We start from the raw sequence: 17,260 nt of genomic DNA, 5'->3' as shown, positions 1-17,260 counted from the left end.
GCCGCCCATGAAAGGGGTTCCCGATCTGGTCCGCCGGCGGGTGCAGGTCTAGGGTGGAGCCACAGGGGGCAACAACCTGCTGAGCGAGAGCGATCGAAGCAGGAGGCATGCGATGAGTTCGGAAATCGGCAGCAGCAGGCGCGACGACGGCGGCGTGCGGCCGGGAGGCGATGTTCCGGCAACTGCCCGGGAACCGCGGGACGTTGGAACGGAGCCCGCGCCGGCGGAACCTCTGCCGACCGAGGCGATGCCGGTGGCAAGCCAGGACCGCACGCGCAGCGACCAGCCGGAAACGGCCGTGTTCGGCCGCCAAGCCACGGCGGACGACATGGACCCGGATGCCGTCGGCGGCAGCCCGGATGATGGCATCTACGCCGAGCGGAGCTACCGGGACACCAGCGCCTACCGCCCAGAAGCAACCCTCGACGAGGAATTGCTGTACCAGCGGCAGCACCATGCCTACGGCGGGCTGCGGCTGGGGTCCGCGTTTTTCGGCTGGCTGACCGCCACCGCCATGATCGTGTTGCTCACGGCGGTCGCCACCGGCGTTGCCGCGGCTATCGGCGTCGCCAACAATACGGAAGTGCGCGGCTTGCTGGACAGCATCACCGCCGGCGGCGGGCAGGCCGCCGGGATCGCCGGGGCGGCGCTGGGGGCCATCATCCTGATCGCCTATTTCTGCGGGGGCTACGTGGCGGGACGGATGGCACGGTTTGACGGCGTCCGGCAGGGCTTCGCGGTGTGGCTATGGGGCCTGGTGGTGGCGGTCATCGCGGCGGTGGCCGGGCTGTCGGTCGGCGGACTTGGCATGCTGACGGGACCGGCGCCGGTGATCGACCGCCCCGTCGAGCAGCTGGCGATGCCGGGCCTGATTGCCTTGGCTGTAGTGCTGCTGGCGAGCCTCGCCGGATCGCTTTTGGGCGGCGCCGCGGGCATGCGCTATCACCGGGCCATCGACCGTGCGGGCTTCGTGCCGGACGACGACGAGTAGCTGCGGCCGCTTCCTGCAGGCAAAGGCAAAGAAAGGCACCCCGGTCCGAGGGCCGGGGTGCGCAGTGCGAGTGGAGCGGGCGACGGGAATCGAACCCGCGTATCGAGCTTGGGAAGCTAGCGCTCTACCATTGAGCTACGCCCGCACAGGATCCGCCGTGGAAGCCGGATCCGTCAACAACGAAACCGAGTTTACCCCAGTTCGGCGGCTGTCCGGAATTCGGCCGGCTGGCCGGCCGCGGAGGCTTCACGTTCGCGGGCTTCGGCAATTTCCTCTGCCCGGGCACGGTTGGCCTCCTCCGTCAGAGCCGCGCCGGCCGAGGCATCACGGGTCAGGTTCTCACCGGTCTCGGGGTCGAACAGATGCATCTTCCGCGTGTCCAGCCAGAGTTCGGCGGAGCGTCCGCCGCGAATCCGGCTGGCGGCATCCAGCGTGACCACGATCTGCGGCCGCAGTTCCTCGGCGTCCATGTCGCTGGCCAGCGAATTCAGCAGCTCCCGCACGGCGGGATCCGGGTCGAAGTTGATGTAGCCGTACTGCTCGTTCCCCAGCCACTCGGTGTGGGTCAGTTCGGCCATGAACGTGGATCCCTGGTCCTTCTTGTGTTCTTCCACCAGCGAGGCGTCCTCAAAGAACTCGGGCCGAAGACCCGCGAGCACGACCCTCCTGCCTTCGGCCGCCCTGGCCCTGTCACCGGCCACGGGGATGTCGCCGATCGGCGTCTTCAGGACGCTGCCCTCCAGGGTGGCCGGCAGGAAGTTCATGGACGGCGATCCGATGAAGCCTGCCACGAAGAGGTTGACGGGCTGCTCGTAGAGTTCCCGTGGGGAAGCGATCTGCTGCAGCAAGCCCTTTTTCAGCACCGCCACCCGGTCGCCAAGGGTCATCGCCTCGGTCTGGTCGTGCGTGACGTAGACGCTGGTGACTCCCAGCCGCCGCTGCATCTGCGAGATCTCGGAACGCATCTGGCCCCGCAGCTTCGCGTCCAGGTTGGACAGCGGCTCGTCGAAGAGGAAGGCATCGGCCTGGCGCACGATAGCCCGGCCCATGGCAACGCGCTGCCGCTGGCCGCCGGACAGGTTTCCCGGCTTGCGCTCCAGATGGTCGGTCAGTTCCAAGGTCTTCGCGGCACCGGTGACGCGCTTCCGGATGTCGTCCTCGGTGAACTTACCCTTGGCCAGGCGCAGCGGGAACGCGATGTTCTCGAACACTGTCAGGTGCGGGTAGAGGGCATAATTCTGGAACACCATGGCCAGGTTCCGGTCCCGGGGGGCCTTCTCGTTGACCCGCTCGCCGTCGATTAACAGGTCGCCGGAGGTGATGTCCTCGAGCCCCACGATCATGCGCAGCAGGGTCGACTTGCCGCAGCCGGACGGGCCCACGAGGATGATGAATTCGCCGTCGGCGATGTCGATGCTGACGTCGTTAACGGCGGCGAAGCCGTCGCCGTATTCCTTGACGAGGTTCTGCAGCGTGATCGATGCCATGGGAGGTCCTTTCCTGCCGCGGGCTTAGCCCTTGACGGCGCCTTGGGTCAGGCCGGAGACGATTTGGCGCTGGAACAGCAGGACCAGCAGCACAATGGGGATGGTGACGATGATGGCCGCCGCCGAGATCGCCCCGACGGGGGACTCGAACTGGGAGGCGCCGGTGAAAAACGCCAGTGCCGCGGGAACCGGCCGCGCCGCTTCGGTGGACGTCAGCGAGATGCCGTAGACGAAGTCGTTCCACGCGATGAAGAAGGCGATGATCGCCGTCGTGAAGACACCCGGTGCGGCCAGCGGCACGATGGCCTTGCGGAATGCTTGCCAGGTGGTGGCCCCGTCAACCTGCGCGGCCTGTTCCAGTTCCCACGGGATCTGGCGGAAAAAGGCGGCCAGGGTCCAGATGGAGATGGGCAGGGTCAGGGAGAGGTAGGGAATGATCAGCCCAGGCCAGGTGTCATAGAGGCCGATGGTCCGCCAGACGTTGAACAGCGGGGTGACGATGGAGATGACCGGGAAGATGGACACTGCCAGCGCGGTGGTCAGGATGACCTTCTTGCCGGGGAAATCCAGCCGTGCAATCGCGTAGGCGCACAGCGTGGCCAACACGACGGCGATGAAAGTCGCGATCAGCGCGATGCCGATCGAATTCCACAGGGAGCTGAGGAACAGCCCCTGCGCCGAGCCGACCAGGATCTGCTCGTAATTGGCGCCCGTCCACGTGCCGGGGAGGAACTTGCCGGACGTCAGGTCACTGGGCAGCTTGAACGATGTGGCCAGGATGGAGGCCACCGGGAACAGGGCATACAGCACCACCAGCACGGAGATGATGGTCCACGTAACCCGCTCCTTGGTCCGCAAAGCCCGCATCACTTGCCTCCTCTCTGGCCGGCAAGGTCGACCTTGAACAGCTTGACGGCAATGAAACAGATCAGCAGTACGCACACGAAGAGCAGCACGGAAACGGCCGAGCCAAGCCCGATCTCCAGCCGCCCGATGGACGTGCGGTAGGCCAGCAGCGAGAGCACCTCGGTGTTGAACGCACCGTTGGTCATGATGAACACGTTGTCGAAGATGCGGAACGCGTCAAGCGCCCGGAAGAGCACGGCCACCATGATCGCGGCCTTCATGTTCGGCAGGACCACCCGGCGCATCCGCTGCCACCAGGTAGCGCCGTCAACCTCGGCCGCCTCGGTCAATTCGTCGGGGACCTGGGCGAGGCCGGCCAGCAGCAGCAGCGAGATGAACGGGGTGGTCTTCCAGATTTCGCTGGCCATGATCACGGACAGCGAGGTCCAGGTGCCGGCGAACCAGTTGAGGTCCTCATCGATCCCGGGCACCCAGTTGAACCAGGCATTCACGAAGCCGGAGTTGATGTCGAACATGTAGAACCAGGCAAACGCGGAGACCACGGTGATAATCCCGTACGGGACCAGGATCGCGGTCCGCAGCCAGCCGCGCACCGCCTTGAGCGCCTTGTGCATGACCAACGCCAGGGCGAAGCCCAGAATGAGTTCGACGACGACGGTCACCACAGTGATCAGCAGCGTCACACCGAGGTCCCGCCACCACACGATATCGGTGAGGATCACCGCGTAGTTGCCCAGCCCGAGGAACTCGCGTTCGTCGGGCGCGGTGAGCCGGTAGCTGAAGAGCGAGTCGAACAGCGCCTGCAGGATCGGGTAGGCCGTCACGGCCAGCATGAGGAAGAACGCCGGCCCGGCCAGCAGCCAGCCGAGCCGCCGCTCCGCCTTGGCCCGGTCGCTGTACTGCTGGACCGCCCGGCGCCGGCCGGCCCGTCCCGTCCGGCCGTTCGGCAGGGTTGGAATTTCGGTCGAGGTGCTCACAGCAGGTTCTCCCCCCGTAAGACGGAGACGATGAAGTCGGAAGTCTCCTGCGGCGTGGTGGCCGGATCCACTTGGGACGGCGGGGCGAAGTTCTGCTGCAGGCTGGTGGACACTTCGTTGTAGAACACGGTTTGCGGCCGCGGTGCGGACATCTCCAGCGACTCCCGGATGGCGTCGGCCATCGGGAAGGCTTCCTCGATCCGCGGATCCTCGTAGGCCTCGGTGTTCGAGGGCGGATTGCCGTTGGTGATGAAGTACTCGGCTTGGTTCTCCGTGGCGACGATGCATTCAATGGCCGCGTAGGCCAAATCCGGGTGTTCGCTGGCCGCCCCGACGCCCAGGTTGATGCCGCCGAGGGGCGGAGCGGTGGGGTCGGTTTCGTTCATCTGCGGGTAGAGCGTCCAGCCGATGTCCTCGATCAGCGAGGCATCCACCGTGCCGTCTTCAGCGGCGGTGTTCGTCGCCGGCCAGACGAACGGCCAGTTGACCATGAACGAGCCCTCGTCGCCCTGGAACAGGATCATGGAATTGTTTTCGTCCTGGGTCGGCAGGCCAGGGCCGCCCAGTCCCTCCCTGCCGATGGTGGAAATGACCTCTGCCGCCTCCGTACCGGCCTCGCTGGCCAGGCCCAGTTGAATCTGGTCCGCGTTCGCCTCGGGGTTCTCCAGGATTTGGCCGCCGGCCGATTCGACCAACGCGTTCAGCCAGACGGTCATGGACTCTCCGCGCTGGCCCTGGACGCCCAAAAACTTCTCCTGCTCGGCCGCGGCATCCATCAGCTGCTGCCAGGTGACCGGCTGCGTCATGTCCAGGCCCGCTGCCTCGGCCACGGACTTCCGGTACCACAGCAGCTGCGTGTTGGCCCAGAACGGGACGGCGACCAGCCGGTCTTTCCACGTTGCCCCCGCGAGCGCGCCCTCCACGACATTCTGCGTGGTGCGCTGGGCCACGTCGTCCGGGACCGGAGCCAGGAATCCTGGTTCGGCCAGCTCCGGGATGAACGGCGGGTCCAGGCTCATGATGTCCAGCGACGCATCGCCGGCCGCCAGGCGCCGGGCCAGCTGCTCGCGCTGCGACGCGGCTTCATTGGGCAGCAGCGAGGTTTCGATTCGGTACTCGCCGCCCGCCTGCTCGGTGCACAGCTGCGCGATGGCAGCCTGCCCGCCGTCGTCGGGATTGATATACCAGGTCAGCGTGGGAGGCCCCTCCCCGGAGCCGCAGCCGGCCAGCAGTGTAGCGCCCAGTGCCAGCGTCACTGCTGCCCCCAGGCGGGCCGTCGCGCGCCGGCGGAACCGCCGGTTTCCGTCTCTGGGCATCGGCATGAGCCTCCCAATCTGGTAGACGCACTGGCCGCCCGGCTTCCGTTGCGCTTTGTGCCACGCAGCCTTGTGAAATAGAGCGTATTCGCATGCAGGCGAATGCGCCATGGTCGCAATGACAAGGAGCCTGCCGGCACGGGGAATACCGCGCGGCGGGCGGCACGTTGTGCCCGTACCGCCCGGCAATTGCCCGGCGATGATCGAGGGAAGGCGAGCATGACCAATCCACGTGACGAGACCCGCAGGCGGGAAAGCTGGCTCCGGTTCAGGGACAACCGCAACCAGGCGCTGGCGGCGGAGCACGGCTGGCTCACGCTCACCTCGCTGCAGTGGCTGCCGGCCGAACCGGCGCGGCTGGAACAGGTCACCGGCCTGTGGAGCGCCAACGGACCGGCATCCGGCGGCGGCCACGCCTCGTTGACGGCGACCGCCGACGATGGCTTGTACTGGGCAGAAAGCGGGGAGCCGGCAATAGGCACCTTGACGGCAACCTTGGGAAATGAGGAATCGCTGCTCTGGGTGCGCCGCGGCAGCATCGCCGTCGAATTGGCCGTCCGCGGCGACCGGTACGCGGTCCGGACCCGGGACAATGACTCGCCCAACCGGCAGGACTTCGACGGGGTCCCGGTGTTCGATTACAACCCGGACCTGGTGGTGGCCGGCCGGTTCGAAGCGTATCCGGAACCCGTCACACTGCAGATTGCCACGTCAAACCCGGACGTGGGAGGGATCGCCACCGCGGTCGGGACGGTCAGCTTCGAATTGGGCGGCACCGTCCACACCTTGGTGGCGGAACCGGAGAAACTGGGCGCCTTGTCGTTGAACTTCCACGACGAAACCAACGGAGACAGCACCGCCGGCTGGCGTTCCGTGGTGACCCGCCGTCCCGGGCCCGACGGCACGGTACTGATCGATTTCAACCGGGCCACCAACTTTCCCAGCGCCTTCACCGACTTCGGCATCTGCCCGATGCCGGTGGAGGGCAACATCATCGCGGCACCGGTGGAAGCCGGGGAGCGCCGCGTGAGCTGACATTCGCTGGGAATGGTGGCGCCGGCGGCAGGTCTACGGCAGGATCATCGGATGGAACCAACGGCGGAAGACTTCCGCACCATCACCGATGACCTCACCAGCCGCTTGGCGGAGCTCCCCGACGATGCCTGGGACAAGCCCGCGCTGGAGTTGGAGTGGAGCTGCCGCGAGACGGCGGCCCACGTCATGGACGACTTCGCGTTCTACGCCCTGCAGCTGTCAGGCCGGAAACCGCCGCAGGACGGCTACGTGGTGCTGCTGGACCCGCCGCCGTGGCGCCCGGGCGGGCCGCCAATCCTGTTCTGGCCCGACCCTTCCACGGGAACGGCCGGCATCGCGAGTTGTTTCGATGCCGCCGCTGGATTGCTGTACGCGGTGACCGCCACCGCCCCCGGCACCCACCGCGGCTACCATCCGGCCGGGACCTCGGACGCCTCGGGTTTCGCGGCGATGGGCATCGCCGAAGCCGTGCTGCATGGATTCGACATCCTGGCTGTCCACGGGGTCGGATACCGGCCCGACGAAGCTGTCATAGGGCGGGTACTGAACCGCATCTTTCCGGCGGCTCGGCGCACGGACGATCCCTGGCAGGATCTGCTCAGCGCCAGCGGCAGGACGCCCGAAACCCGCGGACAGAAGTGGCGGTGGGACTCCTCGGTCCGTGGCTGACGGCGCCCATCGCGGCGGCGGAGGCATTCGCGGCGTCGGGGCCGTAGGCTGGTAGCAGGCCTGCAACGAGGCAGGAGAACCGACGGAAGCCGCCATGACCGTAGACAAGAACACCCGACGTCTCGAGGAAGACATCGAGACCGATTTCTCGGACAAGATGAGTTACGGCTCCTATCTGTCCTTGGACCAGTTGCTCTCTGCCCAGCACCCGGTCAGCAGCCCGGAGCACCACGACGAGATGCTGTTCATCATTCAGCACCAGACGTCCGAGCTGTGGTTGAAGCTGGTGCTGCACGAGCTGCGCACCGTACGGCAGAAGCTGCGCGACGACGACCTGCGGTTCGCCATGAAAGGCATCGCCCGGATTAAGCACATCCAGCGCTCGCTGACCGAGCAATGGTCGGTGCTGGCCACGCTGACGCCGTCCGAATACGCCGAATTCCGCGGCGATTTAGGATCGGCGTCGGGCTTCCAGTCCTACCAGTACCGGGCCGTGGAGTTCCTGCTGGGCAACAAGAACAGGGGCATGCTGGCCGTCTTTGCGGACGATCCCGCCGCCCAGGCCATGCTCGGCGAGCTGCTGGAACAAAGCAGCGTGTACGACGAATTCCTGGCCTACCTGCACCGGCACGGCTACCCGGTTCCGGCGGAACTGCTGGACCGCGACGTGACCGAGGCGCACGAGTTCAACCCGGAGCTGGTGGGGACCTTCAAGGCCGTCTACGAGAACGCCGGCGCGAACTGGGACGTCTACGAGGCCTGCGAAGAACTGGTGGACCTGGAGGACAACTTCCAGCTCTGGCGCTTCCGGCACCTGAAGACGGTGGAGCGGACCATCGGGATGAAGCATGGCACCGGCGGATCCTCCGGCGCCGGCTTCCTTCGCCGGGCGCTGGAGCTCACCTTCTTCCCCGAGCTGTACGCGGTGCGCACGGAAATCGGCAAGGCCTGACCGGCGGCTTTAAAGCTGCCGGCGGAGGCCGTTCGTTCCCCCGCCGACAGCGGCCCGGTGGCCGCCAACGAGGTGCTGCGGCCCGCCTGGTTCAATGGTCGCACCCCCACACCGATCGGGACAGAGGCCAGGCGCGAAAGCCCGGGGGGCGGCCGCGTCATGCGTCAGGGGAGGGGCCGGTCCCGTGTATTTTTGAAGTGTGCTGATCTCCGACCGCGATATTCGTGCCGAACTGGACTCCCAACGCATCGTCCTGGATCCGTTCCAACCGGACATGATCCAGCCCTCAAGCGTCGACGTGCGGCTTGACCGGTTCTTCCGGCTGTTCGACAACCACAAGTACGCCCACATTGACCCGGAGCTGGAGCAGCCGGAGCTGACCCGGCTGGTGGAGGTGGACCCGGAGGAACCGTTCGTCCTGCATCCCGGCGAATTCGTGCTCGGCTCCACCTACGAGACGGTGACGCTGCCCGATGACATAGCCGCCCGGCTGGAGGGCAAGTCCTCGCTGGGCCGGCTGGGCCTGCTGACCCACTCGACGGCAGGGTTTATCGATCCCGGTTTCTCCGGGCACGTGACGCTGGAGCTCTCCAACATGGCGACGCTGCCGATCATGCTCTGGCCGGGATCCAAGATCGGCCAGCTGTGCTTCTTCCGGTTGTCCTCGCCGGCACAGCATCCGTACGGTTCCGGCGAATACGGCAACCGTTACCAGGGCCAGCGCGGCCCCACGGCTTCGCGCAGCTACCAGAACTTCCACCGCACGGTCATCGAACGCTGATCCGGGCCGGCCGGCCGGGCGGCTCAGGCGCTGGGCGTGCTGGCGCGCTGGATCCGGGCCGGCGTCTTGACCGGCAGCAGTGCCAGCAGGCCGGCCAGCAGCACCACCAGGATGCCCAGGATGCCGTGACGCTGTTCGCCGAAGACGGTGATGGACAGGGCAAACAGGGACGGGGCCAGGAAGCTGACGGCGCGCCCGGTGGTGGCGTAGAGGCCGAAGAACTCGCCCTCCTCGCCGCGCGGTGCCAGCCGGGCCAAGTAGGCGCGCGACGACGATTGGGCCGGCCCAACGAACAGGCACAGCAGCAGGCCGAAGACCCAGAACGTGGTATCACCGGACCACGCGTTGCCCAAGAACACGTGGTTCCCCGGGCCCAACGCGAAAATGGCGACGGCGGCGACGATGAGCCCGATCAGCGCCCCCACAATGACGTTCTTCGGGCCGATGCGGTCGTCCAGCACCCCGCCGGCCACGGCTCCGATCGCGGCGACAACGTTTCCGGCGATGGCGAAGACGATCACCTGGCTGAGCGAGAAACCGAAGGTGCCCGCGGCGATCACCCCGCCAAAGGTAAACACCGCCGCGAGTCCGTCGCGGAAGATGGCGCTGGCGATCAGGAAAAAGATTGTGTGCGGGCTGGAGGTGAAGATTGCCTTGATGCGGCGGAAGAGCAGCCCGTAGGACGCAAAGAAACTGAGCGACGCGGCCGCAGGCTGGCGCGGGATCTCCGGGACGGCGAAAAGTACCGGCAGCGCGAAGGCCATGAACCACACGGCGCAGAACACCGCCACCAGGCGGATGTTCAGCCCGTTCTCCGCAGTCGCCCCGAACCAGCCGGTTTCCGGCAGGACGAACCCGACCAGCACCAGGGCAAGCGCCACGACTCCGCCGACGTAACCCATGGCCCAGCCGAAGCCGCTGACCTTGCCGATGGTCGACGGCGTGGAGATCTGGGTGAGCATCGCGTAGTAGTTCACATTCGCAAACTCGAAAAAGATGTTGGCAAGCGCGATGAGTCCCACGCCCAGGAAGAGGAAGCCGGGGGAGGGGAAGACGAAGAAGCACAGGCCGGTTAATACTGCGACAGCCACGCTGTTGAGCCCGAGCCAAAGCCTGCGGCGGCCCCCGGTGTCGGAACGTTGCCCGGTGACCGGGGCCAGCAGGGCGATGGCCAGCCCGGCGATGGCCAGGCCGTAACCGAGGATTTCGGACGCGAACGCTTCGCCGCCGAACGCATCGCTGGTCAGGTAGACGGTGAACACAAACGTTGTCATGACCGCGTTGAAGGCCGCCGAGCCCCAGTCCCAAGAGGCCCAGGCCAGGACGTGCTTTCTATTCAACCGCTCCGCGGCCGCGCCGCCCGTTTTGCCGCCCGCATCTTGGGTTGCCGGAATGCCGGCCGACTCAGTCATACCGCGATGCTATCCGTTTCGCCGGCTGCGAACTCTGAGCAGCGCCGGGAGCCGCGTGAATCTTTGGCGAACAAGCAGATTGCGCGCTTGCCGTGGGGTTCCCGACGGCTGTTTGTGACCCTCCGCGGGCGCCGCACCGTCTATGCCATGGGTAGAATGGACCTTGGCCATGTCCGTCTAATCCTTGGTAAACCTGAAGGAAGTTCCGGAGTATCCCGTGCTGATTGTGCTCACCCTGCTTTTTGCGGTGGCCTTTATAGCGCCCTTAATTTTCCGGAAACTCGGACGGTCAACGTTCTATATCCTGGCCGCGGTTCCCGCCGCCGGATTCGTCTGGCTGATCGCCACGTTCGACAACTACACCGGCGCGAACCAGAAAGCGCTCGACGGCGCTCCCAACGCCCCGCCGTCGGAGGTCTTCGCCTGGGTCCCGGGCCTGCAGCTGGAACTGGCCTTTCGGATGGACACCCTCGCGGCGGTGCTGTGCATCCTGATCCTGGGCGTCGGCGCCTTGGTGCTGTTCTACTGCGCCCGCTACTTCAAGGCTGACGATCCGGACATCGGTCCTTTCGGCGCGCAATTGCTGGCCTTCAGCGGCGCCATGTTCGGCCTGGTCACCGCCGACGACCTGATCCTGCTCTACATCTTCTGGGAACTCACCACCGTCCTGTCCTACCTGCTGATCGGGTACGCCAGGCACCGCCTCTCCGCGCGCCGGTCCGCGTTGCAGGCCCTGATGGTCACCACCTTCGGCGGATTGACCATGCTGGTTGGCCTGCTGATGCTCGGTCAAACGGCCGGCACCTACCGGATCTCCGAGATCCTCGCAGCAGCCGGAACGCTGATGGCCCACGGGCAGATCATCGACATAGCCATTCTGCTGGTACTCATCGGGGCCATCAGCAAGTCCGCGTTGGTGCCCTTACACTTCTGGCTCCCGGCGGCCATGGCGGCACCGACTCCGGTCAGCGCCTACCTGCATGCCGCCGCCATGGTGAAGGCCGGCATCTACCTCGTAGCGCGGCTGTCGCCCGGATTCTCCAGTACCGACTACTGGCACGGCGTCGTGCTGGGGCTCGGGCTGCTGACCATGCTGGTGGGCGGCTGGCAGGCCATGCGCCAGAATGACCTGAAGTTGATCCTGGCCTACGGCACGGTCAGCCAACTGGGGTTCCTGACCCTGGTGGTCGGGCTCGGCTCGCAGGAAGCCGCGCTGGCCGGGATGGGCCTGCTGCTGGCCCACGGTTTCTTCAAGGCGACCCTGTTCCTGGTGGTGGGCATCATCGACCACCAGGCCGGAACGCGTGACATCCGCGAACTGTCGCACCTGTACCGCAAGGCCCCGAAACTGTTCGCGGTCGCCCTGATCGGTGCCGCGTCCATGGCCGGCCTGCCGCCGTTGCTGGGTTTCGTCGCCAAGGAGTCGGTCTACGAAGCCTTCATCCACCGCGCCGAAGTCTCCGGCTGGGTGGGAGGCCTGCTCCTGGCCGGCGTGGTGGCCGGATCCGTCCTGACCTTCGCCTACAGCGCCCGCTTTATCTGGGGCGGATTCGCGCCCAAACCCGGCCGCGCGGCCATCGAATTCAAGCCCGTTCCGTGGGCCTTCCTGGCGGCACCGGCCGTGCTGGCCGTGGCCACCGTGTTGTTCGGGCTCTGGCCCGCTCCGGTCGAAGCCGCCGTCACGCCCTATGCCGGCCTGTTCACGCTGGACACCGCAGCCACACACCTGGCGCTGTGGCACGGATTCACGCCGGCTCTCGGCCTGACCGTCATCACCATCGCCGCCGGCGTCGCGCTGTTCCTGCTGCGCACCCCTATTGCCGCCTTCCAGGCCCGGATCCGGTTCATTCCGGACGCCGACCGGATCTACCGCGGCATCATCGGCGTGCTGGACGAGGTGGCCATCTGGGTCACCGGACGGACCCAGCGGGGCTCGTTGGTCTTCTACCTGTGCGTGATCCTGATCGTTGCCATCGTGACTCCGTTGAGCGCCATCGTACTGATGGATGCCCCGCTGCCGGAGAGCCTGGTGTGGTTCGATACCCCGGCGCAGGCCATCGCCGGGCTGATCGTGGCGGCAGGCGCGTTGGGCGCCATCCGCGCGAACAAGCGTTTCATGGCGGTGCTCATGGTGTCGGTGGCCGGCTACGGGCTGGCCTTTATCTTCGCCATGCAGGGGGCGCCGGACCTCGCCCTGACCCAACTGCTGGTGGAAACCATCTCCCTGGTGGCCATCGTGCTGGCCCTTCGTTCGCTGCCGGCCCGGCTGTGGCTGCGCACACCCGGACGGTTCAAACTGTTGCGCGCCATCATCGGTGCCGCCTTCGGCCTCACGATGATTGTGATCGCGATGACGGCGATGGCGGCACGTACGGCAGCTCCGGTGTCCCTGGCCTTGCCGCAGTTGGCCTACGAGGGCGGCGGCGGCGAGAACATCGTCAACGTCATCCTCGTGGACATCCGGGCCTGGGACACATTCGGCGAGATTTCCGTGCTGGCAGTGGCAGCTACCGGCGTGGCCAGCCTGATCTTCATCCGGAGCCGCGGGGAGAAGCGTCCGGAGCCCGTGGACGCCGTGGCCAGCGGATCGGTGGGGCGCGGCTACGAGACGGTGGCCCATTCGGACCGCGAGGCAGCAGCCCTGGCGACCGCCCGCAAGTTCGCCGTCGTGCCGCGCGACGCCTGGCTGGTGGCCGGCCGTACCCTCGCGCCGGAACGCCGCTCCATCATCTTCGAGGTGATCACCCGCCTGCTCTTCCACTCGGTGATGATCTTCTCGGTCTACCTGCTGTTGACCGGCCACAACCTCCCCGGCGGCGGATTCGCGGGCGGCCTGCTGGCCGGTATTGCCCTGACCGTCCGCTATTTGGCCGGCGGACGGATCGAGCTGGCGGAAGCCACGCCCATCAGTGCGGGCCTGTTGCTCGGCCTGGGGCTTGGCGCCGCGGCGCTGACCGCCGTCGTCCCGATCTTCCTGGGCGGCCAGGTCTTCCAGAGCGCGATCCTTGAGTTCAGCCTCCCGGTCTTCGGCGAACACAAGTTCGTCACGTCGACGATCTTCGACATCGGGGTCTACCTGGTGGTGGTGGGACTGGTGCTCGACGTGCTGCGCAGCTTCGGCGCCGAGATCGACGAACGCACCGAGGAACGTACACACGGCCGCCGCAAGAGTGCCGAACTGCAAGTACCCGAAGCGATCGAGGAGGAGGTGTCCCGGTGACTGTTAACCTGACGCTGCTCCTCGTGATGGGCGTACTGTTCGCGGTGGGCGTCTACCTGATCCTCGAACGCAGCCTGACCAGGGTGATGCTCGGCCTGATGCTCATCACCAACGGTGCCAACCTGCTCCTGCTCACCACCGGCGGGCCCGCGGGCCTGGCGCCCATCTTCGGCAGCGACATCCCCGCGGACGCCTACAGCGATCCGTTGCCGCAGGCGTTAATCCTTACCTCCATCGTGATTTCCTTCGCCGTCACCGCTTTCATGCTGGCCATCATCTACCGCTCCTGGGTGCTGGGACGGCAAGACGAGGTCCAGGACGATATCGAGGACCGCCGGGTGGCCAACCAGCCCACTTTCGATGCCGAGGACGACGCGGAGATCCCGGCCGAGACCACGGAGTTCGTCCCGCCGGACGAAGCCGAAGAAACGCCAGCCACCACCAGGTCCCGGATGGAGAGAAAGCAGTGAACGCCGCCACCATCGCGCCGCTGGCAGTAGTCCTGCCGCTGCTGGGTGCTGCCCTGGCGTTCGTGCTGATCCGCCACCCCAACGCGCAGCGCCGGACCGGTGCCATCACGCTCACGGTCACGCTGGCATTGGAGGCCGTGATGCTGGCCTCGGCATGGACCAACGGGGCGCAGGCAGTGAACCTCGGCGGCTGGCTTCCTCCCTTTGGCATCACCCTGGTGGTGGATGAGCTGTCCGCACTGATGTTGGTGGTCTCCTCGGCCGTCAGCCTGGCGGTGCTGCTGTATGCCTCGGGCCAGGGCATGACGGACGGCGACGAAGAAGGCCCTGTCTCGATCTTCCACCCGACGTACCTGATCTTGGTGGCAGGGGTTTCCAACGCGTTCCTGACCGGCGACTTGTTCAACCTGTATGTCGGCTTCGAAATGCTGCTCACGGCCAGTTACGTGCTGATGACTCTTGGCGGCACCAGCCCGCGGATCCGTGCCGGGGTCACCTACGTCGTCGTCAGCGTCATTTCCTCGGTCCTGTTCCTGGTTTCCATCGCGATGATCTACGCGGCCACCGGGACCATCAACATGGCCGACCTGGCGATCAAGCTCGGCGAACTGGATCCGGCAACGCAGATGACGCTGCATCTGATGCTGCTGGTGGCCTTCGGCATCAAGGCGGCGGTCTTCCCGCTGTCCTTCTGGCTGCCCGACTCGTATCCGACGGCGCCGGCGCCGGTCACCGCGGTGTTTGCCGGCCTGCTCACCAAGGTCGGCGTCTATGCCATCATCCGCACCGAGACGCTGCTGTTCCCGGGCGACCGGCTCAACACGTTCCTGATGGTCGTGGCGGTACTGACCATGGTGGTAGGCATCCTGGGGGCCGTGGCACAGATCGACATCAAGCGCATGCTCTCCTTCACCCTGGTCAGCCACATCGGCTACATGGTCTTTGGCCTGGCCATGTCTTCGGTGGTGGGCCTCGGCGCGGCGGTCTATTACGTGGCGCACCATATTACGGTGCAGACCAGCCTGTTCCTGGTGGCCGGCCTGATTGAACGCCGCGGCGGGACCACGAACATGGACCGGCTGGGCGGCATGGCCAAGCTGTCGCCGCTGCTGGCCATCCTGTTCTTCGTGCCGGCCATGAACCTGGCCGGCATCCCGCCGTTCTCCGGTTTCCTAGGCAAGATCGGCCTCGTGCAGGGCGGCGTGGAGCTGGGCACCCCGATCGCCTGGGTGCTGGTGGCGGGCAGCATGGTCACGTCGCTGCTGACCCTGCTGGCCATGGCGCGGGTCTGGAACCGCGTGTTCTGGCGGCGCCCCGAGGATGCCGAGCACCCGGACCCGGTCCTGGTCGCCACCAAGCCTGACGGATCGGCCGTGCGGACCACCCGCCATGTGGAGGACCACCCGCACGGACGGTTCACCGGACGGGGCATCGTTCAACTGCTGCCGTTGCCCATGGTCTGGCCGACGGTCGGGCTGGTGGCGATGGGCCTTGCCCTGACGCTGTTCGCCGGGCCCCTGTTCGAGCTCAGCGACCAGGCGGCGCGGGAGATGTTGCAGCGCACCCCGTACATCGAGGCCGTCCTGGGTGAGGGTGCCCTGCAGGAGGGTGGCCAATGAGGAAACCGCGCATCTCCATCTGGGTCGAGCTGCCGCTGCTGGCTTGGCTGGTCATCCTCTGGGGTTCCCTGTGGCAGGATTTCAGCCCCGGCAACCTGATTTTCGGCCTGCTGATCGCGCTGGTCATCGTGAACCTGTTCTACCTGCCGCCGGTCGAACTCAGCGGACGCTTTAATCCGCTGGCGGCGCTGGTCTTCGCCGTCACGTTCGTGTGGCAGGTGGCGGTGGCGAGCGTCGAAGTCCTGTGGCTGGCCCTGACCCGCGGTCCGACGCTGCGCAACGCGGTGGTGGCGGTCCGGCTGCGAAGCCATTCCGACCTGCTGGTGACTGCCACCGGGCATGCCATTTCGCTGATCCCCGGCAGCTTCGTGGTGGATGTGGACCGCTCGACGTCCACCCTTTACCTGCACGTGATCGACGTGGCCACCGAGGACGCCGCAGAACGTTTCCGGGCAGACGTGCGGCGGATCGAGGCGGGCCTGATCCGGATGATGGGCACGAAGGAAGAACTGGCAATGGTCAAGGCCGAAGGTAGCGGCAGGGGAGGTGCAGTGTGAACGGGGGCGTCATTCCGGTTGCCCAAGTCGTCGTGAGCGCAGTGCTGGGCGTGGCCGCGGTACTGTCGCTGATCCGCCTCGCCCGCGGACCCTCGCTGCTGGACCGGCTGCTGGCCATTGATGTGTTGCTGGCGATTGTCTGCGCCGGACTCATCGTGGACATGGCCGCCGGCGGCCACCTGAACAACCTGACGCTGGTCGTTGTCATCTGCGTTGTCGGTTTCATCGGCTCGGTCGCGGTGGCCCGTTTTGTGACGGACGGGCGGCCCCGTGAACACTGACCTGATACTCGACATCGCGACCGCCGTCTGCCTGATCGCCGGCGCGACGATGTCCCTGGCCGCGGCCATCGGCCTGCTGCGGTTCCCGGACCTGCTTTCCCGGATGCACGCCGCCACGAAACCGCAGGTGTTCGGCCTGCTGCTGCTGCTGACGGGACTGGGATTGCAGCTGCGCAGCTGGGCGGCTGTGCCCTTGCTCCTCATAGCCTGGCTGTTCCAGTTGCTCACCGTGCCGGTTTCCGCCCACATGGTGGGCCGGGCCGGATACCGCACCAAACACCTGCGCAAGGAAATCCTCAGCGTGGACGATCTCGACGCGGTGGTGGAGGCAGCGGCCGAGGAAGATTCCGCGGCGGCATCCGACGACGTCGCGCCTTCCAGCAGCGACGCCGGCAGCGGTGTCGCAGCCGGCGGCCAGGACGCCGGGCGGCCGGGGGAGCGGCCCACCGCGGCGGCTGCGGCTGGTCCGGCGCGGAACGATGAGGACAACGCCGGGCCGGCGGACAAGAAATAACCCGCGGACAAAAGAAACCGGTCCGGTGGCGGGTTCCTGCGGACCGGAACAGAAGCGCGATGGGGGACGGGACCGCGGTCCCGTCCCCCATCGGGCCCCCTCAAGGAGCCGC

General features: G+C 66.6%; 16 protein-coding genes and 1 tRNA gene. 11 read left to right on the top strand and 6 right to left on the bottom strand.

Annotated elements, in window-relative coordinates:
• Positions 1 to 112: 112 nt before the first annotated feature.
• The gene (locus tag AC5RV3_RS04785) at positions 113 to 991 is read left to right on the top strand and encodes a hypothetical protein (protein ID WP_494121145.1); all 879 of its coding nucleotides are present in this window, start codon (positions 113 to 115) and stop codon (positions 989 to 991) included.
• A gap of 71 nt (positions 992 to 1,062) precedes the next feature.
• Here the strand turns inward: AC5RV3_RS04785 and AC5RV3_RS04780 are convergent.
• From AC5RV3_RS04780 to AC5RV3_RS04760, 5 genes are all read right to left on the bottom strand, one after another.
• Positions 1,063 to 1,136: transfer RNA gene (locus AC5RV3_RS04780), tRNA-Gly, on the bottom strand.
• Positions 1,137 to 1,182: 46 nt separating this feature from the next.
• Positions 1,183 to 2,478 (bottom strand): ABC transporter ATP-binding protein, encoded by a 1,296-nt coding sequence (locus AC5RV3_RS04775; RefSeq protein ID WP_494121144.1) that lies wholly within the window; start codon positions 2,476 to 2,478, stop codon positions 1,183 to 1,185.
• A gap of 24 nt (positions 2,479 to 2,502) precedes the next feature.
• Complete coding sequence (locus tag AC5RV3_RS04770; RefSeq protein WP_493989601.1) at positions 2,503 to 3,345, bottom strand: carbohydrate ABC transporter permease; 843 nt, start codon at positions 3,343 to 3,345, stop codon at positions 2,503 to 2,505.
• A complete protein-coding gene (locus AC5RV3_RS04765) occupies positions 3,345 to 4,295 on the bottom strand; it encodes a carbohydrate ABC transporter permease (protein ID WP_494121499.1) in 951 nt (316 codons plus the stop codon). The genes AC5RV3_RS04770 and AC5RV3_RS04765 overlap by 1 nt, the downstream gene beginning before the upstream one ends.
• A 23-nt stretch (positions 4,296 to 4,318) precedes the next feature.
• On the bottom strand, positions 4,319 to 5,638 hold the full coding sequence (locus tag AC5RV3_RS04760; RefSeq protein WP_494121143.1) for an extracellular solute-binding protein: 1,320 nt from the start codon (positions 5,636 to 5,638) through the stop codon (positions 4,319 to 4,321).
• 219 nt (positions 5,639 to 5,857) lie between these two features.
• Between AC5RV3_RS04760 and AC5RV3_RS04755 the strand changes: the two genes are divergently transcribed.
• From AC5RV3_RS04755 to dcd, 4 genes are all read left to right on the top strand, one after another.
• Positions 5,858 to 6,673 carry a DUF1684 domain-containing protein gene (locus tag AC5RV3_RS04755; protein WP_494121142.1) on the top strand — a complete coding sequence of 272 codons (816 nt, stop codon included), beginning with the start codon at positions 5,858 to 5,860 and terminating at the stop codon, positions 6,671 to 6,673.
• A gap of 51 nt (positions 6,674 to 6,724) precedes the next feature.
• Positions 6,725 to 7,342, top strand: a complete 618-nt coding sequence (locus tag AC5RV3_RS04750; protein WP_494121141.1) for a DinB family protein — start codon at positions 6,725 to 6,727, stop codon at positions 7,340 to 7,342.
• A gap of 94 nt (positions 7,343 to 7,436) precedes the next feature.
• Complete coding sequence (locus AC5RV3_RS04745; RefSeq protein WP_494121140.1) at positions 7,437 to 8,294, top strand: tryptophan 2,3-dioxygenase; 858 nt, start codon at positions 7,437 to 7,439, stop codon at positions 8,292 to 8,294.
• 199 nt (positions 8,295 to 8,493) lie between these two features.
• Positions 8,494 to 9,075 (top strand): dCTP deaminase, encoded by a 582-nt coding sequence (gene dcd, locus AC5RV3_RS04740; protein WP_494121139.1) that lies wholly within the window; start codon positions 8,494 to 8,496, stop codon positions 9,073 to 9,075.
• Positions 9,076 to 9,098: 23 nt separating this feature from the next.
• Here the strand turns inward: dcd and AC5RV3_RS04735 are convergent, their stop codons facing one another.
• Positions 9,099 to 10,487, bottom strand: coding sequence for an MFS transporter (locus tag AC5RV3_RS04735; RefSeq protein ID WP_494121138.1), 1,389 nt, complete (start codon positions 10,485 to 10,487; stop codon positions 9,099 to 9,101).
• A 217-nt stretch (positions 10,488 to 10,704) separates the two neighbouring features.
• On the opposite strand from AC5RV3_RS04735, the gene AC5RV3_RS04730 reads away from it, so the two are divergent.
• Genes AC5RV3_RS04730 through mnhG form a run of 6 tightly spaced genes read left to right on the top strand, consistent with a single transcriptional unit; the run spans position 10,705 to position 17,148 of the window.
• Complete coding sequence (locus AC5RV3_RS04730; protein WP_494121137.1) at positions 10,705 to 13,707, top strand: Na+/H+ antiporter subunit A; 3,003 nt, start codon at positions 10,705 to 10,707, stop codon at positions 13,705 to 13,707.
• A complete protein-coding gene (locus AC5RV3_RS04725; RefSeq protein WP_494121136.1) occupies positions 13,704 to 14,177 on the top strand; it encodes a Na(+)/H(+) antiporter subunit C in 474 nt (157 codons plus the stop codon). Before AC5RV3_RS04730 ends, AC5RV3_RS04725 begins: the two co-directional genes overlap by 4 nt.
• Complete coding sequence (locus tag AC5RV3_RS04720) at positions 14,174 to 15,796, top strand: Na+/H+ antiporter subunit D (RefSeq protein WP_494121135.1); 1,623 nt, start codon at positions 14,174 to 14,176, stop codon at positions 15,794 to 15,796. Before AC5RV3_RS04725 ends, AC5RV3_RS04720 begins: the two co-directional genes overlap by 4 nt.
• Positions 15,793 to 16,353, top strand: a complete 561-nt coding sequence (locus tag AC5RV3_RS04715) for a Na+/H+ antiporter subunit E (protein ID WP_494121134.1) — start codon at positions 15,793 to 15,795, stop codon at positions 16,351 to 16,353. The genes AC5RV3_RS04720 and AC5RV3_RS04715 overlap by 4 nt, the downstream gene beginning before the upstream one ends.
• Positions 16,350 to 16,634, top strand: a complete 285-nt coding sequence (locus AC5RV3_RS04710; protein ID WP_494121133.1) for an MrpF/PhaF family protein — start codon at positions 16,350 to 16,352, stop codon at positions 16,632 to 16,634. Before AC5RV3_RS04715 ends, AC5RV3_RS04710 begins: the two co-directional genes overlap by 4 nt.
• Positions 16,624 to 17,148, top strand: coding sequence for a monovalent cation/H(+) antiporter subunit G (gene mnhG, locus AC5RV3_RS04705; protein ID WP_494121132.1), 525 nt, complete (start codon positions 16,624 to 16,626; stop codon positions 17,146 to 17,148). Before AC5RV3_RS04710 ends, mnhG begins: the two co-directional genes overlap by 11 nt.
• Positions 17,149 to 17,260 lie beyond the last annotated feature (112 nt).

Source organism: Arthrobacter sp. Y3221114 (genome assembly GCF_059092625.1).
Note: the sequence above shows the minus strand (reverse complement) of the source record. Positions and strands in the feature narration are given on the sequence as shown.

What these genes read in the sequence shown, in the direction of transcription:
- AC5RV3_RS04750 (WP_494121141.1), top strand. Translation starts at nt 6,725, where the DNA reads ATGGAACCAACGGCGGAAGACTTCCGCACCATCACCGATGACCTCACC.
- AC5RV3_RS04735 (WP_494121138.1), bottom strand. Translation starts at nt 10,487, where the DNA reads ATGACTGAGTCGGCCGGCATTCCGGCAACCCAAGATGCGGGCGGCAAA.
- AC5RV3_RS04770 (WP_493989601.1), bottom strand. Translation starts at nt 3,345, where the DNA reads ATGCGGGCTTTGCGGACCAAGGAGCGGGTTACGTGGACCATCATCTCC.
- AC5RV3_RS04775 (WP_494121144.1), bottom strand. Translation starts at nt 2,478, where the DNA reads ATGGCATCGATCACGCTGCAGAACCTCGTCAAGGAATACGGCGACGGC.
- AC5RV3_RS04760 (WP_494121143.1), bottom strand. Translation starts at nt 5,638, where the DNA reads ATGCCCAGAGACGGAAACCGGCGGTTCCGCCGGCGCGCGACGGCCCGC.
- AC5RV3_RS04755 (WP_494121142.1), top strand. Translation starts at nt 5,858, where the DNA reads ATGACCAATCCACGTGACGAGACCCGCAGGCGGGAAAGCTGGCTCCGG.
- AC5RV3_RS04745 (WP_494121140.1), top strand. Translation starts at nt 7,437, where the DNA reads ATGACCGTAGACAAGAACACCCGACGTCTCGAGGAAGACATCGAGACC.
- AC5RV3_RS04785 (WP_494121145.1), top strand. Translation starts at nt 113, where the DNA reads ATGAGTTCGGAAATCGGCAGCAGCAGGCGCGACGACGGCGGCGTGCGG.
- AC5RV3_RS04715 (WP_494121134.1), top strand. Translation starts at nt 15,793, where the DNA reads ATGAGGAAACCGCGCATCTCCATCTGGGTCGAGCTGCCGCTGCTGGCT.